Origin of the sequence: Gordonibacter faecis (assembly GCF_030077735.1) — a bacterium.
GTDB lineage: Bacteria > Actinomycetota > Coriobacteriia > Coriobacteriales > Eggerthellaceae > Gordonibacter > Gordonibacter faecis.
Genome location: NZ_JASJEU010000018.1, coordinates 84713 through 106952, shown reverse-complemented (window position 1 = coordinate 106952; position 22240 = coordinate 84713). Strand labels below are relative to the sequence as shown.

Annotated in this window: 19 protein-coding genes; 13 read left to right on the top strand and 6 right to left on the bottom strand. The window is 59.9% G+C overall.

The annotated features are described in order from the left end of the window. The first annotated feature begins 3 nt into the window (after positions 1-3). Positions 4-450 (top strand): 50S ribosomal protein L31, encoded by a 447-nt coding sequence (gene rpmE / locus QNJ86_RS09340; RefSeq protein WP_283832343.1) that lies wholly within the window; start codon positions 4-6, stop codon positions 448-450. 118 nt (positions 451-568) lie between these two features. Here rpmE and QNJ86_RS09335 read toward each other — a convergent pair whose 3' ends face one another. The 4 genes from QNJ86_RS09335 to QNJ86_RS09320 all read right to left on the bottom strand — a co-directional run bounded on the left by QNJ86_RS09335 (position 569) and on the right by QNJ86_RS09320 (position 4674). Then, positions 569-1720: an ABC transporter substrate-binding protein gene (locus QNJ86_RS09335; protein ID WP_283832342.1), complete on the bottom strand. Its 1152-nt coding sequence runs from the start codon at positions 1718-1720 to the stop codon at positions 569-571. 34 nt (positions 1721-1754) lie between these two features. After that, positions 1755-2537, bottom strand: a complete 783-nt coding sequence (locus QNJ86_RS09330; RefSeq protein ID WP_283832341.1) for an ABC transporter ATP-binding protein — start codon at positions 2535-2537, stop codon at positions 1755-1757. After that, the gene (locus QNJ86_RS09325; RefSeq protein ID WP_283832340.1) at positions 2534-3520 is read right to left on the bottom strand and encodes a FecCD family ABC transporter permease; all 987 of its coding nucleotides are present in this window, start codon (positions 3518-3520) and stop codon (positions 2534-2536) included. Before QNJ86_RS09325 ends, QNJ86_RS09330 begins: the two co-directional genes overlap by 4 nt. Positions 3521-3795: 275 nt before the next feature. Further along, on the bottom strand, positions 3796-4674 hold the full coding sequence (locus QNJ86_RS09320) for a DUF364 domain-containing protein (protein ID WP_283832339.1): 879 nt from the start codon (positions 4672-4674) through the stop codon (positions 3796-3798). 151 nt (positions 4675-4825) lie between these two features. On the opposite strand from QNJ86_RS09320, the gene QNJ86_RS09315 reads away from it, so the two are divergent. Next, positions 4826-5524, top strand: coding sequence for a hypothetical protein (locus tag QNJ86_RS09315; protein WP_283832338.1), 699 nt, complete (start codon positions 4826-4828; stop codon positions 5522-5524). Positions 5525-5613: 89 nt separating this feature from the next. After that, positions 5614-6291 (top strand): flavin reductase, encoded by a 678-nt coding sequence (locus QNJ86_RS09310; protein WP_283832337.1) that lies wholly within the window; start codon positions 5614-5616, stop codon positions 6289-6291. A gap of 291 nt (positions 6292-6582) precedes the next feature. Here the strand turns inward: QNJ86_RS09310 and QNJ86_RS09305 are convergent, their stop codons facing one another. Further along, positions 6583-7530 (bottom strand): LysR family transcriptional regulator, encoded by a 948-nt coding sequence (locus QNJ86_RS09305; protein ID WP_283832352.1) that lies wholly within the window; start codon positions 7528-7530, stop codon positions 6583-6585. A 601-nt stretch (positions 7531-8131) separates the two neighbouring features. On the opposite strand from QNJ86_RS09305, the gene QNJ86_RS09300 reads away from it, so the two are divergent. The 8 genes from QNJ86_RS09300 to QNJ86_RS09270 all read left to right on the top strand — a co-directional run bounded on the left by QNJ86_RS09300 (position 8132) and on the right by QNJ86_RS09270 (position 19001). Next, complete coding sequence (locus QNJ86_RS09300; protein ID WP_283832336.1) at positions 8132-9391, top strand: MFS transporter; 1260 nt, start codon at positions 8132-8134, stop codon at positions 9389-9391. Positions 9392-9621: 230 nt separating this feature from the next. Next, positions 9622-11838 carry a molybdopterin-containing oxidoreductase family protein gene (locus QNJ86_RS09295; RefSeq protein WP_283832335.1) on the top strand — a complete coding sequence of 739 codons (2217 nt, stop codon included), beginning with the start codon at positions 9622-9624 and terminating at the stop codon, positions 11836-11838. Beyond that, positions 11838-12176, top strand: coding sequence for a 4Fe-4S dicluster domain-containing protein (locus tag QNJ86_RS09290; protein WP_283832334.1), 339 nt, complete (start codon positions 11838-11840; stop codon positions 12174-12176). The genes QNJ86_RS09295 and QNJ86_RS09290 overlap by 1 nt, the downstream gene beginning before the upstream one ends. Positions 12177-12314: 138 nt before the next feature. Then, positions 12315-13622, top strand: a complete 1308-nt coding sequence (locus QNJ86_RS09285; RefSeq protein WP_283832333.1) for an MFS transporter — start codon at positions 12315-12317, stop codon at positions 13620-13622. 79 nt (positions 13623-13701) lie between these two features. After that, a complete protein-coding gene (locus tag QNJ86_RS13915) occupies positions 13702-13908 on the top strand; it encodes a zinc-ribbon domain-containing protein (protein WP_365994605.1) in 207 nt (68 codons plus the stop codon). A 134-nt stretch (positions 13909-14042) separates the two neighbouring features. Beyond that, positions 14043-14270, top strand: coding sequence for a hypothetical protein (locus QNJ86_RS09280; RefSeq protein ID WP_283832332.1), 228 nt, complete (start codon positions 14043-14045; stop codon positions 14268-14270). Between the two features lie 32 nt (positions 14271-14302). After that, a complete protein-coding gene (locus QNJ86_RS09275; RefSeq protein ID WP_283832331.1) occupies positions 14303-15151 on the top strand; it encodes a DmsC/YnfH family molybdoenzyme membrane anchor subunit in 849 nt (282 codons plus the stop codon). A gap of 28 nt (positions 15152-15179) precedes the next feature. Further along, a complete protein-coding gene (locus QNJ86_RS09270; protein ID WP_283832330.1) occupies positions 15180-19001 on the top strand; it encodes a BadF/BadG/BcrA/BcrD ATPase family protein in 3822 nt (1273 codons plus the stop codon). Here QNJ86_RS09270 and QNJ86_RS09265 read toward each other — a convergent pair. Then, complete coding sequence (locus QNJ86_RS09265) at positions 18982-19923, bottom strand: class I SAM-dependent methyltransferase (RefSeq protein ID WP_283832329.1); 942 nt, start codon at positions 19921-19923, stop codon at positions 18982-18984. The genes QNJ86_RS09270 and QNJ86_RS09265 overlap by 20 nt on opposite strands. 113 nt (positions 19924-20036) lie before the next feature. Here QNJ86_RS09265 and thyX point away from each other — a divergent pair, with 113 nt between their 5' ends. Together thyX and QNJ86_RS09255 are read left to right on the top strand one after the other, a co-directional pair. Then, positions 20037-20723, top strand: a complete 687-nt coding sequence (thyX, locus tag QNJ86_RS09260; protein ID WP_283832328.1) for an FAD-dependent thymidylate synthase — start codon at positions 20037-20039, stop codon at positions 20721-20723. Further along, on the top strand, positions 20720-22204 hold the full coding sequence (locus tag QNJ86_RS09255; RefSeq protein ID WP_283832327.1) for a DUF1385 domain-containing protein: 1485 nt from the start codon (positions 20720-20722) through the stop codon (positions 22202-22204). Before thyX ends, QNJ86_RS09255 begins: the two co-directional genes overlap by 4 nt. The last annotated feature ends 36 nt before the right edge of the window (positions 22205-22240 follow it).

Below are 22240 nucleotides of genomic sequence, written 5' to 3'. Positions count from 1 at the left end.
AGAATGAAACAAGGAATTCATCCGGAGTACATGGAGTGCACGGTCAAGTGCAGCTGCGGGAACACGTTCACCACGCGTTCCACGAAGCCTGAGCTGAAGATCGACATCTGCAACGTGTGCCACCCGTTCTACACCGGCCAGCAGCGCTTTGTCGACACCGGCGGACGCGTGCAGCGCTTCGCCGACAAGTTCGGTAGCGCGAAGCAGACCGTGGCCGAGCGCGAGGCGGCCAAGAAGGCCGAGCGCGCAGCAGCTATCGCCGAGGCCGAGGCCAAGAAGAAGGCCGAGCGCGAGGCGAAGGCCGCCGAGAAGGCCAAGCGTGCTGAGGAGTTCGCCAAGAAGGCCGCCAAGGCTGAGGCTGAGGCTCCTGCCGCCGAGGCTCCGGCTGAGGAAGCCGCCGCTGAGGCACCGGCCGAGGCTGCTACCGAAGAGGCTCCCGCCGCCGAGTAGCACCACGTAACACTGCGTAACGCACCGAACGCCCGACCATATGGCCGGGCGTTCGTGTTTGGAGGGGGCTTTGATTGAGGAGGCTGGTTGGGAGGGTGTAGCGTTGATCGCTGACCACCTACTTTGGCTGCGCGTGGGCGGCAATCTCGTTGAATTCGGCTTCGCTCAAATCATAGCCGTAGAACAGGTCAAAGTAGCTCTTCGTCACGTCATAGATGCTGGTATCGAACGCATCGGGGTATAGCAAGCGGGGGAGCCACTGCATACCCAACACCTGGTTCACCGTCGGCGGACTGTTGAGCCAGTTCCACGGCGAGCCGGGAACTTCGTAGTAGCTGCCTGATTTGACGGCATCCAAATTGGCGAACGCAGCGTCGTTGCTTACGCTATCGTAGATGCTGCCTTCGGCAAAGAGGATAGTCTGCGGGTTCCAGAGGGCTAGCTGCTCCATGCTAATTTCCACACCGGAGCCACTGCCAGAAACTTTGCCTAGATCAGCCACATTATTTGCCACGAGATCGACTACCTGCCCCTGATAGGAGTCCTTCGCGATGGTGTTCGTGCCCTTGTCTCCCAGAAGGTAGGCAACGCGCACGCGATCGGATTCGGGGATGGACTTCATGGTTGACACGGTGTCGTCGTAGGCGGCCTGGCAATAGGCGGAAAGTTCCGCGCCGCGTTCTTCCATGCCCAGCAGCTCGCCGAGCATTTCGTAGGCTGCGCCGTAGTCTTCCATCTTGGTCTCAATCATGACAACCGGAATGCCTAGTTGCTCCTGCAACGTGTCCAAATCTTCAACAATGCCGTCCTTCAACTCACCGGTATCGATGAGGATCTGTGTGTTCGAGGCAGCCACGGCTTCCTTGTTGAGGTCGCCCTTTGCACCGAATGCCGCACCCGTCACGGGAAGCTCGGCGTAGCTCGATCCCAGATACTTCGCCTGATCAGCGGAGAGTTCCTGCGACACGGTTACCATTTTCTCCGGCGCCATGGTCAGAAGAATTTGCGTGGCTGTGTGACCAGCCGGAGCGATGCGGTCCACCTGCGCGGGCACTTCTACCGTGCGTCCGGCTGAATCGGTGAACGTGCGGGTGGTAGCCGTGTCGACCTGATTCGCCTGATCGGTTTTGGGCGTGTCGCCAGCCGCGGCGCTTTCGGTGCTGCCGCCGCTGGCGCACCCGCCAAGGGCAAGCGCCAACCCGACACACAGTGTGCACGCAGCCACCAGCCATGCGCGTTTGGCGCGCCTTGCTTTATCCGTGTTCCTCATGTACCTTCCTTTCCCTTGCAGTACTTTTCGGTAGCTATCGCTCAATTTCGCGTACGGGCACGCAGACGCGCACCTTATCGCCATAAAGGGAATTGACTTCCACCTCTACGTGGTAGATGGTGCTCACCAGGTCTTTCGTGATGACATCCTTCGGGTCACCAAAGGCGGTCACCTGTCCTTCGTTCAGCACGAGCGTTTTGTCGGAATAGAGAAACGCCTGGTCGGGTTGGTGGGTGGACTGGATGATGCTCATGCCCTCACGCGCCAGTTGGCGTACTGTGGACAGCACACGCACGGTGTTGCCGTAATCGAGCGCGCTTGTGGGCTCGTCCATGATGATGGTGCGCGCGTTCTGCGCAATGGCACGCGCAATGAGTACGAGCTGCTTCTCGCCGCCCGAAAGACGGGTGTAGGGACGGTGCCCCAGGTGCGCAATGCCGACGCGCTCAAGCGCATCCCAGGCGCTTTCGACGTGGCGTTTCTTTGGTGTGCCAAAGAGCCCGATATTGCCGCCGGCGCTCATGAGCACCACGTCGAGCGCGTCGTAGGCGTACGTGGAGGAATGCGTCTGGGGGATGTAGGCAATCTCGTGCGCCCGTTCGCGCACCGTGAGCGTGCGCAGGTCTTTGCCGTTCACGGTAATGCGGCCGGTCCAGTTCGTGTCGAGGCACAGAATGCAGCGAAAGAGGGTGGACTTGCCCACGCCGTTCGGCCCGAGCACGTTCACCAGCGTGTTGTCGGGGATGGAGAAATTGAGGTTGCGCAACACCTCGTGGCGGCCGTAGGAGAAGCTGAGGTTTTCGACGTCGATGCTCATAATTCCTGCTTTCTCCTGGTGATGAGGTACAGGAAGAACGGCGCGCCGACAAACGCGGTCAGAATGCCAATGGGAATTTCCGAGGTAGCCACCAAGCGGGCGATGTCGTCGACGATAAGAAGGAAGCTTGCGCCCATGAGCATGCTGGCGGGAAGGAGTTTGCGATAGTCGCACCCGATGATCATGCGGGCGAAGTGGGGGATGACCAGGTCTACCCAGCCAATCATACCCGACACGGCTACGGCGGAAGCGGTGACAAGCGTGGCCGCGAGGATGACGATGAGGCGCACGCGGCGGGCGTTCACGCCCATGGTGGAAGCCTCGTCGTCGCCCATGGTGAGCACGTTGATGCGCCAGCGCAGGGCAAAGAGCGCCGCGAGCCCCGCCGCCATGGGGATGGCCGCCAGCGCCATGTCGCTCCAGCGTGCGCCGGTGAGGCTACCCATGAGCCAGTATGTGATGGCCGCCAGCTGGTCGGTAGGATCGGCAATGAGCTTGGTGAAGGACACGCCCGCTTGGAACAGTGAGCTTACCATAACGCCTGCCAACACCACGATAAGCAGGTGGTTTCCGCGTGCGCGCGAGCCCACCAGCAGCACGAGCAGCACCGCCGCGATGGAGAAGAGGAAGGCCGAGGCCGAAACGCCGAACGTTCCCAGGCCCAACAAAATGGCGCACGCTGCTCCGAATGCAGCACCTTGGGAGGCGCCGAGGATATCGGGTGAGACGAGCGGATTTTGGAAGGTGCCCTGGTAGGCAGCGCCGGCGGTGGCAAGGCTGCATCCTACCATGAGGGCGAGCACGATGCGCGGCAGACGCACCTGGAAAAAGAGCGTTTCCTGTTGGGCGGTCCAGAAGGGATCGAAGGGAATCACCTGGTGGGCGAGCATCCCAAAGGCTTCCAGCGGCGTGATGGGGTAGCGGCCAAGCATAAGCGAAGCGATCACTGCCACAATAACGAGAACGCCGAGTGCAACGAGCACAAGGTTCGCCCGCCGCGCGTTATGTCGCGAAGCGCACCGGGATGCGTTTCCATCGATAGGATGCACTGCTGCGCGTTCGGTTGCTGTACTAACGTGAGTTCCTATTATCCTCGCCCCTATTTAATCTTAAATAGGAATAATATAGTGCATAATATATCCTAGAATAGAAATATTATCAATCGGAAATAATAGAATCTTATGCGTAGGGCAAGCGGAACCGGGGAGGGAAGGGGGGAGAGAGGGAGGGGGAGCCCCCCGGTTCCGTTGCTGGCGGGTTAGTGGGAGGGACGGTTGATGCAGGTCATTTGCAAGGCTTCGCCGAAGAATTGGCCAGCACCGTTTTTGACGGCGAAGCGAGCCTTCTCGGGGTCGGCTACAATACTGCCGGCCAGCATCTCCACGCCCCAGTCGAACAGGAAGGGCGACATGACCACGCTCGGGCCCACAAATACGGTGGTCGCCTGCTTCGTGAGATCGAGCAAGCGCGGTGCCGTTTTATTGATGATGGTGACGCCGGTGATGAAGGCGAAGTCGGTGGACGGCAGCACGTACTCGCACGCCGGGTCAGGAGTATCGAGCGGTTGCGTGCAGTTCCGTTCAAGAACGGTGAGCTGGGCATACTCTTGGATACGATCAACGTGGGGAAAATGCCCGACCACGGTCACGTGCGTGCCACCCTCGCCGCGCTCCCTGCCAGCAGCCTCAACCCGCGGGCGCATCAACTCGAACGCGTCCATCTTGCGCAGCGTCCCATCAGGCAACTCCACCGGCTCATCGTAGGTGGCACCCAGGGGATCCAGCAGCGCTGGCTGCGCATAGTAGGCGTTCAGCGCCGCCACGCCGAGCGTTGCCTCTTCGAAGCACCACGACTTCGCCAACTCAGCCACGGTGCGCAGCGGAAGTCCGCGCAGGTCAAGCGTGTAGCGTCGCCGTGCGCCGCCCTTACAGGTATAGCTGATGCCCATGCCGCAATCGGCCTCAACGTAGGACCAATGCGTGCCCAGGCAAAAGTCGCGCACGATGAGGTCCTCGGGAATATGCCCGATCAGATGGTTGTAAAACTTCCACGGCGTGTCATGGCCGTCCGTGCCGGGAAACGCAATGACGTCGTTTTCCGGGTTGTGTGTGCAGCAGTCCTTCTTGGGGCATCCCATGGCGATACGTTCCTTCCTCGTTGGCGCGAACTCGCCGCGTATTTCCCTGCGGTGAGTATATAGTTATTAGAGTATAATACATAACCAAGGAGAAAGATATGCAGATTGATACAGAGGAAACGTGTGAGCGTGAAAGAAGGGGAGGCCCCCGGTGTTGTTCCTGTTGACAGGCGCGGTGCAGACGGGTAAGACGCGCTGGCTCGAGCGGTTGGTGGTGGAGCTTGCAGCTGAAGGGGTGCCGTGCGGCGGCGTTCTTGCGCCAGGCGTGTGGAGGCGGCGCGAAGAGTCGGGTGCGGAAGTTGATGTGCGCGAACGTCCGCTCGGGTCGGGCGCAGGGGAGTTCGAAAAACTCGGCATCGACAACGTGCTGCTGCCGGGCGGCGAGCGCGTAACGTTCGCTCGCCGCTGCGACCTGGCACAGCGGGAAGGTGTGCTCGATCCGTATAGCCAAAGCGCCACTGCTGGCCTAGCCTGGGAGATAGACGAAGCCGCTCTCACGCGCGTGAACGCCCACTTCGACGCCCTCGCCCACAGAGCCCCCTTCGTAACCCCTTCCGCAACTTCTCCCACAACTTCAAACCTCGCGCGGCCGTGTCTGCTGGTGGTGGACGAACTCGGGCGCCTGGAACTTCAGCGTAACGGTGGACTTACCTCGGCGATGGCCTTGCTCGCTCGTGGCGCGACGGCTGCGTGTCCGCATGCGCTTGTGGTAGTGCGCGCGTCGCTGCGCGCACGAGCCGAAGAGCGCTTCGCCGCCGCCTGGGGTGGATGCGTGCCGCTCACGCCCGGCGAAGAAGCACGCACCACGGTTCGCCGCGCCTTCAGCCTTGCTTCCCTTAATGATAACTAGTATCATTAGCTGACAGAGAAGGGCCGCAGGGGGCCATCCGCAACAGTTCATCAGCCGGGCGTGCGCGTCGCGGCGGAAAGGCGTGCACCATGATCGATCAAACCGCGTTCTTCAGCTTGAGCTACGGGCTCTACGTGATATCGTCGAAGCATGGCGATCGTGCGGCCGGCTGCATCGCCAACACGTTTCAGCAGGTCACGTCCGAGCCGATGCAGGTAAGCGTGGCGCTCAACAAGGGGAACGTGACTACGGAGGTCATCCGCTCTTCCGGTCGTTTCTCGGCCACGTGCCTCGCGCAGGACGCACCCATGGAGCTCATTGGTACGTTCGGGTTCCATTCCAGCACTGACCTCGACAAGTTCGCCGCCTGCGAAAGTGCGGTGAACGCCGCTGGGTTGCCGTATGTGGCCGAGCACGCGTGCGCGCACTATTCCGCTCGCGTCGTGCAGGAAGTTGATCTGGGTACGCATATTCTCTTTGTGGGCGAAGTAGAAGAGGCCGAGAAGCTTACCTCCTGCGAGCCCATGACCTACGCCTATTATCACCAGGTAAAGGGTGGCAAAACCCCGCCGAAAGCCTCAAGCTATCTGCCCGATGCCGACGCCGCAGCGCCGGCTACGTCCACGTCTGCCGAAGAAAGCCAGCCGAAATACGCCTGGCGCTGCACCGTCTGCGGCCACATCGAATACGCCGACGAACTCCCCGAAGACTACACCTGCCCCATCTGCGGCGTCGGAAAAGACCTCTTCGAACGCATTGAGCTGTAGTAACAGCGCCCCGTTTGTCATCCTGAGCGGAGCGCCGCAAGGAGCGTAGTCGCGACGCGAAGCTAGTCCCGCAGGGGAAGGATCCCGTGTGGTGTCAGCTGGTAATCTCTCAGTTGGCACCGCGCGGGATCCTTCGACTTCGGCGCTACGCGCCTCCGCTCAGGATGACAGGGGGGTGCGGTTATGGCGTTTGCCGAAGGATGGCAGAGGGCGCTTCGCCGTTGTTGCTCTAAGCTGACAAAAGACAGAGGCCCCTGTTCAAAGGACAGAAGGCTAGAGCCCCCGTCCCTCCTACATCGCGTACTTGCTGATGTATTTGCGGTGCTTGAACCTGATGAGGGCGCGTAGTCGCTGGACGTATGCTTGCTGGTGCGCATTATTTCTCAATGAGGGGCTTTCTAGTACGCCCACAGAAAACCAGCGGGATGGACGCAGGTCAAAATATACCACCTCATCCTCAACGCCTCTCACGGAGTGTGTGAAGGTGTCGCTGAATGTTACGGCCTTCGAATTCTTCACCAAGGTGTTAATGCGCCCAATGTTGGTGCTGTGCAAAACAATGGTGGGAACTTCAAGCTGTGCATTCTCGAAGGACCGTTTCACAAACTTGTTCAGCACCGGCTCGTTGAAATACGCCAGTGGCAACTCAGAAAGTTGCTCCAACGTGATCTCACCGTTGGAGCAATCCGGCGCGAGGTTTTTTGAAGCCTTCACAATAATCTTCATGGAAAGCAGCGGGGTAAACTTCAAGTACGGGAATTCCTCAAGCAGCTTTACGTCTTCTTCCAGAATATTCACTAGCCCGAAACTCGTCTCACCTTCCCCAATAGCCGAAATAATTTCATTGAGTTCGCATTCGCTAATAGTGCAGCAGTCCAGTCCATATTCATCAAGCTCGCAGTCAAGCAGGTTGTAGATGGCGTTGCAGACATACGAAGTGGCGTACACCGGTACCGTGTCGGTTGATTCCGCAGAACTGAGTTGCAGCCTGAAAAGATGGTCGCGTAAATTGTCGCTGCGCTGCGTGATTTCAAGGGCGTACGACTTCAGTATCGAACCCTCTTCGGTGAGTTCGATCCCACGCCCGCTTTTCTGAAACAGGGTAACGCCCAGTTCTCCCTCGAGCGCGCGCATGGATTTACTCAACCCTTGCTGCGAAATGAAGAGGTTTTCGGAGGCTCGTGAGAACGATTTGCAATCGGCGATTTCAAGAAAATACTCAAGGACCTCGATACGCATATCCACCCCCTGGTCTATGGCTTCATTATATCGGCTATAGGCGAATGGTCTTACTCCCTTAGGTTGGGAGTAGCTGAAACAAAGAGTTGTCCAAAAACCCTCCCACAAAGCGGAAATCATTTTATAATCTGCGGTTTTCCTCGTAGGTGACGTTTTAGGCAGTCAGGTTCAAAGCGCGCGATGGGACAACCTCTTGTTACCCTGGCGAGCGAGCGAACCCTGTTGGATTCCCGCGGTCGATGTCCGTACAATCAACGGTATCGATTCGGTAAGGCTCACGCCGATCCGATGCGTCAGCCAGTACTTCAAACAGCTCTTCATCGATGCGAAACGAACCCTCAACAGGGCTTTCTTCGTGCACCGTTTTTCGCCCAAAAGGAGGCGGGCAAGGCGGATTCGTTCCACCGTGTGTCGGGCGCATGGCGCTTCGAGGGTCACCCAGGGAACAGGCGCGAAGAGATACGGCTGAGAGGGCAGGGGGGAGGGGATATGGCCTCAAACGCCGCGCAACGTCGGGCGCAGGCATCCTTGCATTTCTAGAAGGCAGCACGGGAATGCATACGACACAACTCGGACGTAAAGAGAAGGGAGATGAATCACCATGGGCTACAGCAAGGGGAGAAAAACTGCTGCAGCGGTCGGCGTGACCCTCATCTTGGCAAGCGCGTCGGGCGGCACCTCCGTCATGAACGCCATTGTCCCATTTTTGCTTGAAGGCATGCAGGTCAACCTTACCACGTTCATGATAGGCCCCACCGTTGCAACCATTCTTTCGTTTGCGATGAGTGCGGTCGGCGTGAAGATTATCGACATCATTTCGCCGAAGTGGTGCATGCTTATTGGTTCGGTGTGCAGCGCCCTCACCATGTATATGGTGGGAACCGCTACCTCATTTGTATTCTGGATTATTGCGAACATCTTAAACGGTATCGTGCTGGCGTTCGCCACCTATGCTGCAGCGGGAGGCGTCGTAGCGGTGTTCTACGGCGAGAATACGCAAAAGGCATTTGGCGTCGTGGGTGGACTCACCGCTTTGCTGGTTGCTGCCTGGATGGCGGTCACGTCAGTTTTGCTGAATGTTATGCCGTATTCACAGCTGTTTACTATCTACTCGGTGGGCATCGTTGTGATTGGTGTGTTCTGCAACCTGGTGCTCATTGGCAAGATTCCTCGCCGCAAACTGGCCGCCAAGGCCGAGGGTTCCGGCCCGGCGAGCGCGCCTGCCGAAGATATCCCCGGCTACACTTTCGCCGAAACGCTGAAGAAAGGCGCGTCCATCTACTTCTTCCTGATAGCGATGTTCCTCGTTGCTTGGTGTGCGTCGGGAATCACGTCGTACGCGAGCGTTTACTACACCTCTTTCGGGATGGCGGCAACCACCGCGGCAGCAATGCTCAGCTTGTACTCGTTTGCGGCGGCGTTTCTGAAACTTGCCTCGGGCTTCATCTTGAAAAAAATTGGTGCTAAGGCGATGAGCATCATGATCTACCTGGGCTTTGCCCTGGGAATTGGCTGCCTTCTGATCTGGAGTCAAACGCAGCTGTTCCCGCTTGCGGTGATAGGCATTGTGCTCTGCGCGTTCATCTCGTACTCAACGATGATTCCGGGCTTGTTCGTTCCCGATCTCTACGGCATGAAAGATTACACGGGCATTAACTCGGCTGGTTTGGCGGGCTACTACTTAGGCGCCGTCACCGTCTTGTTCGGTCTTTCGATTGTCATTGGCTTTCTCGGCTACTTTAACGCCTTCGTGGTGTTGGCTGTGGCAGCGCTGGTGACGATGGGCTTCATGCTGGCTGCCGTGGTCACGAGCCCCTTCAAAGCGGGCAAGGAAAGGCAACCGAAAGAGATCAAAAGCTAAAAGCCTGCTGCATGGGTTGAAAGTTCAGCACGATGTTGTGTTTCCGCTCTTCCTGCGACGTGCGCGCATCGCAGGAAGGGATCTGGTTGCCAGGCTTTGCGCGGTTCTGAGAGGTCATGAACTTTCGGGGTTGCGGCAGGGTCACCACAAGCGTTCCTGATAGGGAACCGGTGTGGGCGAATGCGCCTCGGCGAAGCGCCCACCTAACAACAGGTTGGAAAGGAGAGGAAATGGCACTGAAGAAAACGCGTACGATGTGTACGACGTGCCATGCACGTTGCGGCGTCCTGGTCTACTCGGACGAGGACAACCAAATCGTGAAGATTGAGGGGGATCCCGACAATATCAAGTCCAAGGGCGTCATCTGCGGCTCGGGTATGTCCGAGCGCGAGATTCACAACAACCTTGAAGGGCGCCTGCTCTACCCGATGAAGCGTGTGGACTGGGATCCTAAGGGCGACCGTCACCCCGAGAACCGTGGTAAGAGCGAATTTGAGCGCATCACCTGGGACGAAGCGATGGATATCATCGCGGACGAGTGCCTGCGCATCAAGGAAGAATACGGGCCTGAGGCCATCATCACTGGTCAGGGTACGGGTCGTGTGGCAAACCACTGGCACTGCCGCCTGAACTCGTCACTTGGTCTTGAGGGCTGGTCGCTGGTGCCCACGCACGTGTGCCTCATGCCGCACATTTTGCCGAACGCCTTCACGCTTGGCGTGTTCAGCTCCGCGGCGGGCGATATGCGCAACTCCCACTGCGCAGTGTTGTGGGGCCAGAACCCCGCTATGGAAACCGCCTGGTGCAAGGAAGTGTTCAAGAACCAGGCGGCGGGCATGACGAAACTTATTGTCATTGACGTGCGCTTCCATGACATGTCCAAGCACGCCGACGTGGCCCTGCAGCCGCGCCCCGGTACCGATGCTGCGCTCGCCATGGCGTTTATGCACGAGATCATCGAGAACAAGTGGTACGACCCCGAGTTTATTGAGAACTGGACGTATGGCTTCGATGAGCTTGCCGAACGCGTGAAAGATTGGACTCCCGAGCGCGCTGCTGAAATCTGCCAGGTTGACGCCGACGACATCCGCCTTGCCGCGGAATACATGGGCAACTGGGGTCCGGTTGGCATGTGCATCGGCTTGGGGCCGGGATGTATGCACACGAACGCTATCCAGAACGGCCGTGCCATCGCATGCTTGCAGGGTATGCTCGGTCACCTCGACGTGAAGGGTGGCATTCCCATTCCTCTGTCCTTCTCGGTCATGCTCGACGACAAGATTACGCTCTGGGATTCCGCGAAGGACCCCGGGCGCCCCGAGCTCTTCACGTTCGGCGGCGAAGAGCATCCGCTCTACAAGTCGTTCGGCCGCTCCAACGACCCTCACGCGGTGTTCAACGCCATCATCACGGGCGAGCCTCGTCCGGTGAAGGCCTACATCGCTATCGCCAACGACCCACTTTTGTGCTACGAGAACACGAACCTCACGTACCAGGCTATGACCTCGCCTAACCTCGACTTTGTGTGCGTCAAGGACTTCTACATGTCACCAACCGCCAAGATCGCTGACATGGTGCTGCCCTCGGCTGACTGGTCGGAGCGCTACTCCTACGACGAAGAGCTCGACGGCAACTTCCTGTTCACGTTCGACAAGGCCGTGGACGCGCCCGGTGAGTGCTGGTGTGACTGGCGGTTCTTCCTTGAGTGGGGCAAGCGTATCGACCCCGACAACTGGTGGTGGAACGACGTCCAGGAGATGGTGCTCTGGCGCATGAAGGAGTTCTACGGCTTCGATATGACGTGGGATGAATTCCAGTCTGAGAAGTACCGTTCAACCGAACCCGGCGGTAAGCAGGGCGAAGTGGTGGAGAAGAAGTACGAGAAGGGCATGCTGCGCCCCGACGGCTCGCTTGGATTGCCCACGCCGACGGGTCGCATCGAGTTCTGGTGTGAGTCGCTGGCCGCCTTCGGCTACGACCCGCTGCCTGACTTTGAAGAGCCTTCTGAGTCCCCGGTTTCAACGCCTGAACTGGCGGAAGAATACCCGCTTGTCGTGGTGACGGGCATCCGTATTTACTCGTTCTTCCACTCTGCGTGGACCAACATCCCTGCTCAGCGCAAGATGTATCCCGACCCGTTCGTCATGATTCACCCCAACGATGCACGCAAGTATGGCATCACCGACGGCGAATGGATGACCGTTGAATCGCGTGTTGGACACATGATTTCGAAGGCCTACGTCACGCGCGAGATCAAAGAAGGTGTCATTGGCGTTCCGCGTCCCGGCTGGCGCGATGAGTGCAAGGAACTGGGTCTTCCTGGCTACGGATGGGACAAGGCAAACGGCAACGTGCTCATTCCCTCCACGCCTGCTGAGCCGGGATATGGAGCGACGCCGATGCGTTCCTCCCTTGTCAAAGTCTATCCTGGAAGGGGTGATCTGTAATGAAGAAGCGCGTTAACGGCGAAGGTATAGCCCTTCTTCACGACCTCGATGATTGCACCGGTTGCTACGGATGCGAAGCGGCATGCCGCGAAACGTGGCGCTATCCCTACGATGAGGACTGGATGCGCGTCATTCGCCGCACCCCGTTTGTCGTGGACGGAAAGCTGCGCACGTATCACGTGGTGGCCCCGGTGCTGGATAAGTGCGCCGCGTGCTACGCGAAGGATCCAAACCCGCTGTGCGTCACCGGCTGTCCGGGTCAGGCGCTGCGTATTGGGCCGCTTTCGGAGATGGTCAAGGAAGCCGATGGCCGCCACTGCAACATGTACACGGCATAGCTTCTCTCGTCTGACACACGAGGGGTAACACGCCGCCGCCCGTCCCTGGTGCGGACGGGCGGCGGGAAACGGATGGGGCGAGAAAGGGGTGTGGCCTCGGCCGCGTTTCGCCCGTCCACTTTACGAGGAGGAAAACCAATGTCAGGAACTAAGAAAAGCGGTGTCTTCTTCACGCAGGGCTGGATACAGGTTGCCATTGCCTTTGTGGTGGCCATTGTCACGCAGGGTTTCGGCCTGTACAGCTTCAGTATTTTGAAGGTGCCCATGACGGAGGCTTTGGGTGCACAGCCGGCAGAAGTTGCGCTCGGGTTTTCTATCTATGCCTTGTCCGCGGGCTTTGCAAGCCTTATCGTGGGCGACGTTATCAACAAGATCAAGCTGCGCGGATCCATGCTCTGTTCAGCAGTTCTGTTCTCGGGTGGCTTCCTGATCTTGGGTTTCATGACCGAGATCTGGCAAGTATATGCCGCCTATGTGGTTATGGGTATCGGTTCTGCCCTCGGCGGCATGGTTATTTTGTCCGGCATACCGAACAACTGGTTTAACAAGCGCCGTGGCATTGCGGTGGCAATTGTGTGGTCGGCCATGTTCCCCGGTTCGCTCATTGTAGGTCAGCTGGTGCCGGCCGCCGTGGCATCGGGCAACTGGCAAACCGCCCCGATGGTTCTTGCGGGCATCGCGTTTGTCGTGTTGTTGGTGGGTGCGTTTTTGCTGAAGTGGCAGCCCCAGGAAGTGGGTCTTTTGCCTGACGGCATGTCTGAAGAAGAAGCCGCCGCGCAGGCCGAGACGGCTGGCGTTGCGAAACTCGTGGGCCTGACGCGCGGTGAAGCGCTGAAGACCAGCACGTTCTGGTTCATTGCTATTGCCTTTGCCCTCATTGGCATTGGCGAGCAGGGCCCCTTCCAGAACTTCCCCACCTATATCGTGGGCAACGGCTTTGACCTTGCGATTGCTGGTGCGTTCATGACCACCATCTCGCTCGCCGGTGTTTTTGGCAAGCTTGCCTCTGGTGTCATCATCGACTTTGTCGGCCCGCGTATTGCCTACTGCATTCTTAACTCGCTCGCCGTCATTGGACTTATCCTGATCATTTTCGTCGGCGACAACATTGTGCTCTTGTTTGCGAGTTCCATCCTTTTCGGCGTGGCGCTCAGTTCTTCGGCGGTGTGTTTCTCGTCAGCGACAGCCATGTATCTGGGCCCGAAGCACTTCGGTGCCATCTACGGCATCGTATTTCTCGGCAAGCCGATTTGCGACGCGGTTGGTGTTCCGCTGGTGGCTGCCATTGCGGGTACCTCCCTGGGGTTCACCGGCGCATTTGGCATTTGCGCCTGCTTCGTAGCTGCTTCCACGGTGTGCATGTTTATGGTTCGCAAGAATAAGAAGCTTGTGGCCATGGAAGAAGAGGCAGCGAAGGAACTTCAGGCAAAGATCGCTACTCAGTAAGGGCGGAGGCACTGCGTGATCGCTGCGGGCTGTCTTGGCCACTGCCAGTATTCATGAAGTAACAACGAAGGAGTTATCTATGTGTTTCAGACCAGCAGCCGCTGCCACCGGCGGTCCTATCAAATGTCCGAAATGCGGAGCTCAGGTTCCCGCGAACGCCGACGCATGCCCGTCATGCGGCGCGACCGCCGGTCCCGGTAAGCCTGCGGCACCCGGCGCCCCTGGCGCTCCCGGCGCGCCGAAGCCTCCGGGAACGCCGAACAATGCTCCGTCTTCGGATACATAAAAAGCCGGTAGTTGGTTCTGGGGCGTGACGGAGTAGTCCGAGGCCACGTTTGACCAGAGGCACTTTGGTCGGACGTGGCCTCGGAGGATGGTTCTCAAACGTGGCGTATGACGTGGTGAAAGAAGGGATCGAACGTGGCCTGTGGATTTGCGTGTGAGCTGTGCGGTAAATGCAACGGCGAGAACAAAAAACGCGCGGGTGCCCAGGGTTCGCGCCTGGTCACGCAGCCGCGGGGCTTGTGTGGCGCGTGTGGCACGCTCAACAAACCTTCGGCGAAAGTGTGCGCTAAGTGCGGTGCTGAACTCACCGTTCCCGAGCGGAAGGTGTACGTGCCAGGATTGGATAAGTCGGACAACCGCTAGGCTGGAGTGAGTGCCGAAGGGGAGGGGGAAGCGTGGAATCGGTGTATGCCAACGTGCCGTTGGCGCTGGGTGCGACCTTCTCCTTGATTGGAGCGGGCTCGTTTGCGGTGCTGGCTGTGCTGGCAGGGGTATATCGGCCTGAGCGCAGGCAGCTGCAGAATATCGCTACGCTCACTATCATGCCGTGTCTTGCCCTCGTGCTTGGGTGTGTAGCCGCGTGGTTCGCCTTCCAAGACCAGACGGGCGCGGTGGTGCTGCTGCGCGGTGTGGACGGCGTGCTACCGTTTGTCGTGGTTGGCGTGGGCGGACTGTTGGTGCTTTTGGCTGTCGCCCACTGCGTCGTGGCGAACGGGGGTCGAGTAGCCGAAAGTGGGCAGAAGCTTCTGCTGTATGGCGCGGGTGTGCTCGGTGTACTGTTCGTGTGGGTAGTTGGTATCGCACATGAGCTGAGCGCCGATCCTTCGTGGACCACGCTTGCCACTCCCATTCAGATGCTGGGGTGTGCCCTGCTGGGTGGTTCTGCGTTAGCTACGTTGATATTCGAAAAAGCGGACGCGCTTGGCGCATCATCGGTGAAAAAGGTGCTGGTTGCAAGTGCGGCCTGCGGGGCTGTGCTGGGAATGGGTGGGCTGGCTGCGCAGTTGATGGTGGCTGCCTCGGTAAGTGGCGCCGGCGGGGTGGGCGCCGATCTGGTGGGGGTGTCGTCTTCCCAGAGCGTGGTGGGGTTCTTCTGCTTTGCTGCAGCACTGCTCTTTGAGGTGATGGCGCTGCGCACAAAGGAGACAGGGTACCACTCCGTCATAGCGGTGATCTGCGTATTTGTTGGCGTGTTCTGCGCTCGCCTGGTTTTCTACGCGCTCCAGGTGACGGTGGCCGTCTAGCTGCGTGGCAAAGTAGAGGGAATAGCTCGTGGGCTACCACATTGGCATAGACGCAGGTTCAAAGACCATCAAGGTGGTCGTTTTAGATGAGTGCGGTACCACCGTTCACGCGGTGTATCGGAGGCATCGGTCGGACATCAAGTCGACGCTTGCCCAAGCGCTGCATGAACTGACCTGGCGCTACGGCGACATCGTGGGCACCGTTGGGGTAACAGGGTCGGCGGGCATCGGCATTTCCGAGGCAGTAGGACTTCCGTTTGTGCAGGAGGTTGTCGCAACAACGGAGGCGGTTCAACGAGCGTATCCCCAAGCGGATGCCCTCATTGAGCTTGGCGGCGAAGATGCCAAAGTGGTGTATCTCACCGGAGGACTTGAACAGCGCATGAACGCCACTTGTGCTGGCGGGACGGGTGGGTTCATCGACACGGTAGCCTATCTGATAGGTGCGAAGCCAGACGACATGAGTAAGCTTGCACTGGGGGCGAAACGCCTCTATCCCATTGCGTCGCGCTGCGCCGTGTTTGCGCAGGCTGATATCCGGCCGCTCCTCAACGAGGGCGCTCTTAAGTCCGACATTGCGGCAAGCGCTTTGGAGGCGGTGGTGCGCCAGACGCTTGGTGGCCTTGCCTGCGGCCGCTCGATTGAGGGCACCGTGGTGTTTTTGGGTGGGCCCTTCGAGTATCTTCCTGAACTGGCGCGCCGGTTCCGTTCAGCGCTGGGGCTTACCGCTAAAGAGGGTATTAAGCCACCTGATGCGCATCTGTTTACAGCGCGCGGCGCTGCGTTTTTTGGTGCGCAGAAGGCGAAGGAGCGGGGTTCTGGTCACCTTATCTCGCTCTGTGCTCTTGAGGAACAGCTGGCCCATATGCCCGACTTTGAGAACGATCTTGCCACACTGCCTCCCCTCTTTGAGTCTGAAGAGGATCTTGGTTCCTTCAGGAATGGTCACTCGTCGTGCGTGATGCCGCGCGTGCGTCTGTTTGATTGTAAGGGGCCGCTCTATCTGGGAGTGGATGCCGGTTCGACCGCCATCAAACTTGCCGTGCTCGATGGGGAAGGGCGGCTCGCGTATTCGGATTACCGAGACACGGGTGGCGAGGTGCTTGAAACGGCCATCGCTCTGTTGGGTCAGTTTTACGCCACCGTGCCGCGGGCGGCAAATGGAGAGCCCGACGTATACGTGGCTCATGCGACGGCCTGCGGTTACGGTGAGGACGTGCTCAGGGCGGGCCTCGGGATTGACTCGGGAGTGGTAGAAACGCTCGCGCACGTGCGGGCGGCGCAGCTATTTGCCCCCGATCTCACGTTTCTGCTTGACATCGGCGGCCAGGACATGAAGGCTCTGTGGGTGCACGAGGGGCGCGTGACGAATGCGGTACTCAACGAGGCCTGCTCAAGCGGCTGTGGTTCGTTCATTGCGGGTACGGCGGCCTCACTGCGCTCAACTTCGGAGCGTTTCTCCGATGAGGCACTAACGGCGCAGGAGCCGGTTGATCTCGGAACGAAATGTACCGTGTTTATGACATCCCGGGTGCGCCATGCGCAGAAGATGGGGGTGTCGGTTCCCGACATCGCTGCGGGTATTGCGTACTCGGTTGTTCGCAATGCGCTCTTTCGGATTATCGGTGCCGATCGCGTGGCGACGCTTGGTGACCATGTGGTGGTACAGGGTGGGGCCTTCAAGTCGGATGCCGTGCTGCGCGCGTTTGAGCTGGTGAGTGGGGTGAAAGCCACGCGTCCCGACACGGCGCATCTCATGGGAGCTATCGGAGCGGCGCTCACCGCGCGCGCCCGGGCACAAGCGGCGGCGCATCAGCAGGGGGAGGACTGCGTGCGCAGCGGCCTGATAGGGAGAGAAGAACTCGCTGGTCTTGTGCCGCAGCGCAGTACCGCGCGTTGTGCGGGATGCGGCAACAACTGCTCGCTGTCGTTGGTTGACTTTGGCGGAGGAAGGCTGTTCGTTAGCGGCAACCGATGTAACCGCGCTTGGGAAGTGGTGGGAGCGGCCAGCATTACCCCGCAGGCTCTTCGCCGTCCACCGAATGTTATTGCGCTCACTCAAAAGTTGCTCGCGCGGTTTTCTGATAGTGCTGGGTTGGGGCCTCGTGCGCACGTGCGCGTTGGCCTTATGAATACGTTGAACCTGTACACCCAAGTGCCGTTCTGGCATGCGTTTTTTGGAAGCCTGGGCTTCTCGATTGTGGTGCCCAACGACGAGAGAGCCGAAGAGAGCGGCGCGGCGCGCGAAGGCGCGGCAACCGTCCCTTCGGAAAGTGTGTGCTATCCGGCACGGCTCGCGCATACACGACTGTATGACCTGGTCAGAAATGCGAAGTCGGACATTGTGTTCATGCCGCGCTACGTGCGGGGGCATCGCTGTCCTGTCTGGTGTGAATACGCCGACGCGGTGGCTGATTGTGCTCCGGTTGTGCGCGACGGGGACGTGCTGTTTGTGGCTCCCCAGCTCCGTAGTGCGAAGAGTGCCTCGCTGGTTGAGGATGAGCAGGACCGACTCGCCTTGCGTGCCTGTCTTAATGAGGCTGCTCAGGCGGTGGGCTGTCCGCCCGTGACGGAACTTGAGTTCACGGCGGCTCTTGGCGCAGGTCATGCTGCACAAGAGGCTTTCGAACAGGCGGTTCGTAAGGCAAACGAGCGCGCACTCGCGTGGGCTCGCGCGGCGGGAGGCCGTGGTGTGGTGGTGGGAGGGCGCCCCTATCACCACGACCCGGCGGTTCTGCATGGCATCGATGACGTGCTCACCGATGTGGGCTTTGCCGTACTTTCGCCTCTTGGTGTGGGGTTGGATGAAGGAGAACGCGAAGCATGCGCGCGAGGGTCGTGGGGGCGGGATGCCCATCTTGCGCGCCTTGCGCGGGTGGTAGCAAAGGAACCCCATCTTGAACTGGTCTGCCTGCAATCATTCGGATGCGGCTACGATGCGGCCAGCCTTGCCTTCGTGCGCCCGCTGCTTGAGGCGGCAGGCCACCCGTTCACGGCGCTTAAGATTGATGGCATTGCGGACACGGCACATATTCGCATTCGCTTGCGCACTTTGGCTGAAGCGCTTGAGGTGGAAGGTAGTGAGGAAGCGTTTACGCAACCGCCTTCGCCGGTAACGGGGGCTGCGGCTTCAGAGGAAGAAATGCGTGGTAGTGTTTCCTTTACGCCGCTGTGCGGCCCACTTGAACCGGCTGATCTTGAACGGGCACTACGGACGGTGCCGGGGGATGTGTGCTTTGTGGTGAAGGCGTTGGCGGGTCGCACGGCGCGCATGGCGGAGGACAACCCCGACGTGAATGGCATCAAGGTGCCGGAGGTGTGCCGTCACTGCCTTCTTGATACCTTGCCCGACCTGGTGAGTCGTGCTGCTGGGCGTCCCGTCGATGTTCGGTGGACGCACTCCTTGGTTGGTGTTAACCAGGCTTGGGGCTGTCAGGTTTCCGGCAAGCAGGAGCGGCCTTGCATTGGGATTATTGGCAACGCGTTGCTGGTGTTCGATGCGTTCATGAATGATGGCGTGATTAACCTGATTGAGTGCGAGGGGTGCGAGGTTGTTCTGCCGCGCCCCGAGGGGTTGTTTACCGATGAGGTGCGTTATCTGTCCGAACTCGACCGGTTCGCAGAACTTGGCGTGAACCAGGTGATCTATCTGCAAGCGTTCGGTTGCCTCAAGGGTCACGTTCACGCCCGCGGCGCGCTGCATGGCATGGCCGAACGTTATCCCACCATGCCGATAACCGTGGTTGACTATGACCCCGAAGCGTCGGCGCTCAACCGCGAAAACCGTGTACTTCTGGCCATTGCCGCTGCAAAGCAGGCGTTCGCGCAGGTTACTTGTTCCAGGCTATGAAGGCCCAGGTTATGGTGCGGCCGCCGTGGAGGCGGAGGGGTTTGGTGGGCTCTCCGTCGGCGTCGGGTTCGCCGGCGTGGGGGTTTGGCTCGAGGGTTTCCTTCGTCCACGTGCGCAGGCGTTCCAGCGCACGCGTCAACTCGGCAGACGACACGACGCCCCCGGCGGCGCTTTCCACCATGTGCGTCAACTCGGCGTATGCCTCGTCGAACGAGTCAAACGTGACCTCGCGCGTGCTTTCGATATAGGCTAACTCGGGCATGAGGCCCGCGTCGGCCAGGATGTTGAACGCGTAGAGGTAGTCGCGTCCCAGCAGCTCTTGCAGCCCGATGGCCTGCATCAGGCGCGCGTCGGTGCGCGGCGAAGAACCCGTGGTCAGCGTGATACCCACGCGCCGCCGCGCCGTGTCGGTCAGGCGCATGAGCGAGTCCTTCAAATCCGCCGTGGCAATGGAGCGCGACGCCAGCGCAACATCCACCGACTCCGGGCTTATGCCGTGAGCGGCCCAGTCATCCTCCCAGCTCATAAGCACGGGGCGCACGCTGGTCACGCCGTTGCGCGCGAGCGCTTCCTCCATGCGATCAAGCATGCCGCGCGAAAAATCGGCTGCTATCACCTCGTGTCCCGCGCGCCCGAGCGGCAGCGACAGCGCACCCGTGCCACACCCCATGTCGAGCACTGTTTCGCCTGGTCGCACGCCTGCCAGCGCCAAGAATCGCTCCACGTAGGGCGTCGGCGCGTCCTTCGAGGTGAACGTTTCCGCGCGCTTGTCCCAATACGAAGAGTCGTCCGCGCGCCGCCGCACCTTCTGCAATTCCTTCCACTCCGCATTCCAATCCCGCGTGGTCAGAAGCGGTACAAACGTGTTCGTGGCGGGCCGATCCGCGCCGCTCGGCGCAGCGGGCATGTGGTTTTCGGGCATGGCGGTGCCTTTCGCTTCGAGGGTGTGCGGCATCGGGTACTATAGTAGCGAAAGAGAAGGCTTCCCTGAGAGCACAACGTCCAATTTATTCCGGAATGAGGAGAAAACGTCCCATGCACGTCGAATTGCTGTATCACACCCCCGACCCGGAGCGCGCCATCGCCACGGCCGCGCGCCTGTGCTACGCGCCCGTCGGGGCGGCCGAACTGATGGAAACCATGCCTGAAGAACGCGTGAAAAGCGTGCTGTCCACCATCATGGGCAGCGGACACTTTTCCACGCTGGAGCACGCCAGCTACACGTTTGCCGTCGACGGCGTGTCGCGCGCGCTCACGCACCAGCTGGTGCGCCACCGCATTGCCAGCTTCAATCAGCAAAGCCAGCGCTACGTGAAGTTTTCGGGCGAACTGCCGGTGGTGAAGCCGGAAAGCGTGGCGGCCGACCCGGCAACGAGCGAGCTCTTCGACGAGGCTATCGCGAAGGCACAGGAGGCCTATCGGGCACTTTTGGACGCGGGCGTGCCGGCGGAAGACGCGCGCTATTTGCTGCCGAACGCGGCGGAGACGAAAATCGTTATCACCATGAACGTGCGCGAACTGCTGCACTTCTTCAGCCTGCGCTGCTGCAACCGCGCGCAGTGGGAAATCCGCGACATGGCGCACCGCATGCTGGAGCTGGCGCGACCCACGGCACCGTTTATCTTTGCCGACGCGGGTGCTCCGTGCGTGCGCGGTGCGTGTCCGGAAGGGAAGATGACCTGCGGTAACCCCTATCCGCGCGTCGAGAGGGAGCAGGCATGAGCGAGCAGGAAGCGGTAGTGTCTGAGACGTCGGCTGCGGGCGGCGCGAAGAAGAGCGATTTGTCGCGCGCGTTCTCGGAGGACGGGGCGCGCAAGACGCATGTGGGCGGACAGGCCCTGCTTGAGGGCATCATGATGCGCGGCAAGTACAACTGGTCGGTGGCGGTGCGCGAGCCCTCTGGGGGGATCTACCTGGAGGAACATGATTTGGCCTCGGGGCGCAGTGGGCGTGGGTGGATGCATTGGCCGCTGGTACGGGGCTGTCGTGCGCTCGTTGAGTCGCTTGTCTTGGGCTTTAAGGCTTTGGAGATTGCGGCGGAGCATGCGTTTTTGGATTCCGATCCTGCGGAGCCCGCGGAGGCCGAGGAGCCTTCGGAGACGCCGCGCTCCGCTGCTCGCCCGTCTGCGGAGCAGACGGGCTCGTGCGCTTCGCTCGCTTCTTTTGAAGAAAAAGAAAATGGTGGCGCGAGGGTCTCCACACACTCCTCGGCCTCCGCGGGTTCGTCGGGTAGAGAAGACGCCTGTGCTGCTGGGGAAACTTTGAGCCAGGAGCAGGAGACAGGCGGCTCACTCGCTGGGGAAGAGGGGGGATTTTCCTGGAAGGATGACTTTGGGCGGCCTGAGACGATGATAGATGCTTTGGGGGCACAGACGTCGCTTGAGGTTGTTTCGGAGGCTGAATCTGCGGGCGTTTCGCAGGCGGGGGCTGACGCTCAGGATGACGGCGGGAAAAAGAAATCCTTCCTTGATGAAGAGGCCGAATTCGGCAAGGGGGCTATGGCGGTTTCTATGGTGTTTGGGCTCGTGTTGGGTGTGGTGCTCTTTATTGTGGCGCCGGCGTTCGTTACGAACCTTATTGTGGGCGAGTACGATGGCAACACGCTGTTGTGGAACGTCGTGGATGGCCTTTTGCGTGTGGCGGTGTTTGTGTTCTATCTGTGGCTGATTGGGCGGATGGCCGAGATCAAGCGCATGTTTGGGTACCACGGCGCGGAGCACAAAACCATCCATTGCTACGAGCACGGGCTGCCGCTTACGCCGGAAAACGCGCGCAGTTTCCCGCGCCTGCATGTGCGGTGCGGCACGGCGTTCCTCATTATGGTGATGATCATTGCCATCATTGTGTACACGGTGACGCCTTTGAACTCGCTCATTGAAGCGTGGGGTGTGTCTGATGGGGCGCCGAAGTTGGCGCTGGTTATTGCGGTGCGCATTCTGCTGATGCCTGTCATTGCGGGTATCTCCTACGAAATTACGGTGAAATGGGCGGGCAGTCATCCGGATAACCCGCTGGTGAAGGTTATCCTCTGGCCGGGCATGCAGATGCAATACCTGACCACGAACGAGCCCGACGACGGCCAGATTGAGTGTGCGATTGCCGCCATGCAGAAGGTGCTTGAACGCGAAGAGGCTGAGGCCGCGAAGGCTGCTAGCCTCGCGAACGGCACCGAAACCGAAGAGCGCGCAAGCGCCGCGGCATAGGGGGAATCTTCAGCTCGCAGGGGCCTTCGGGCAAAA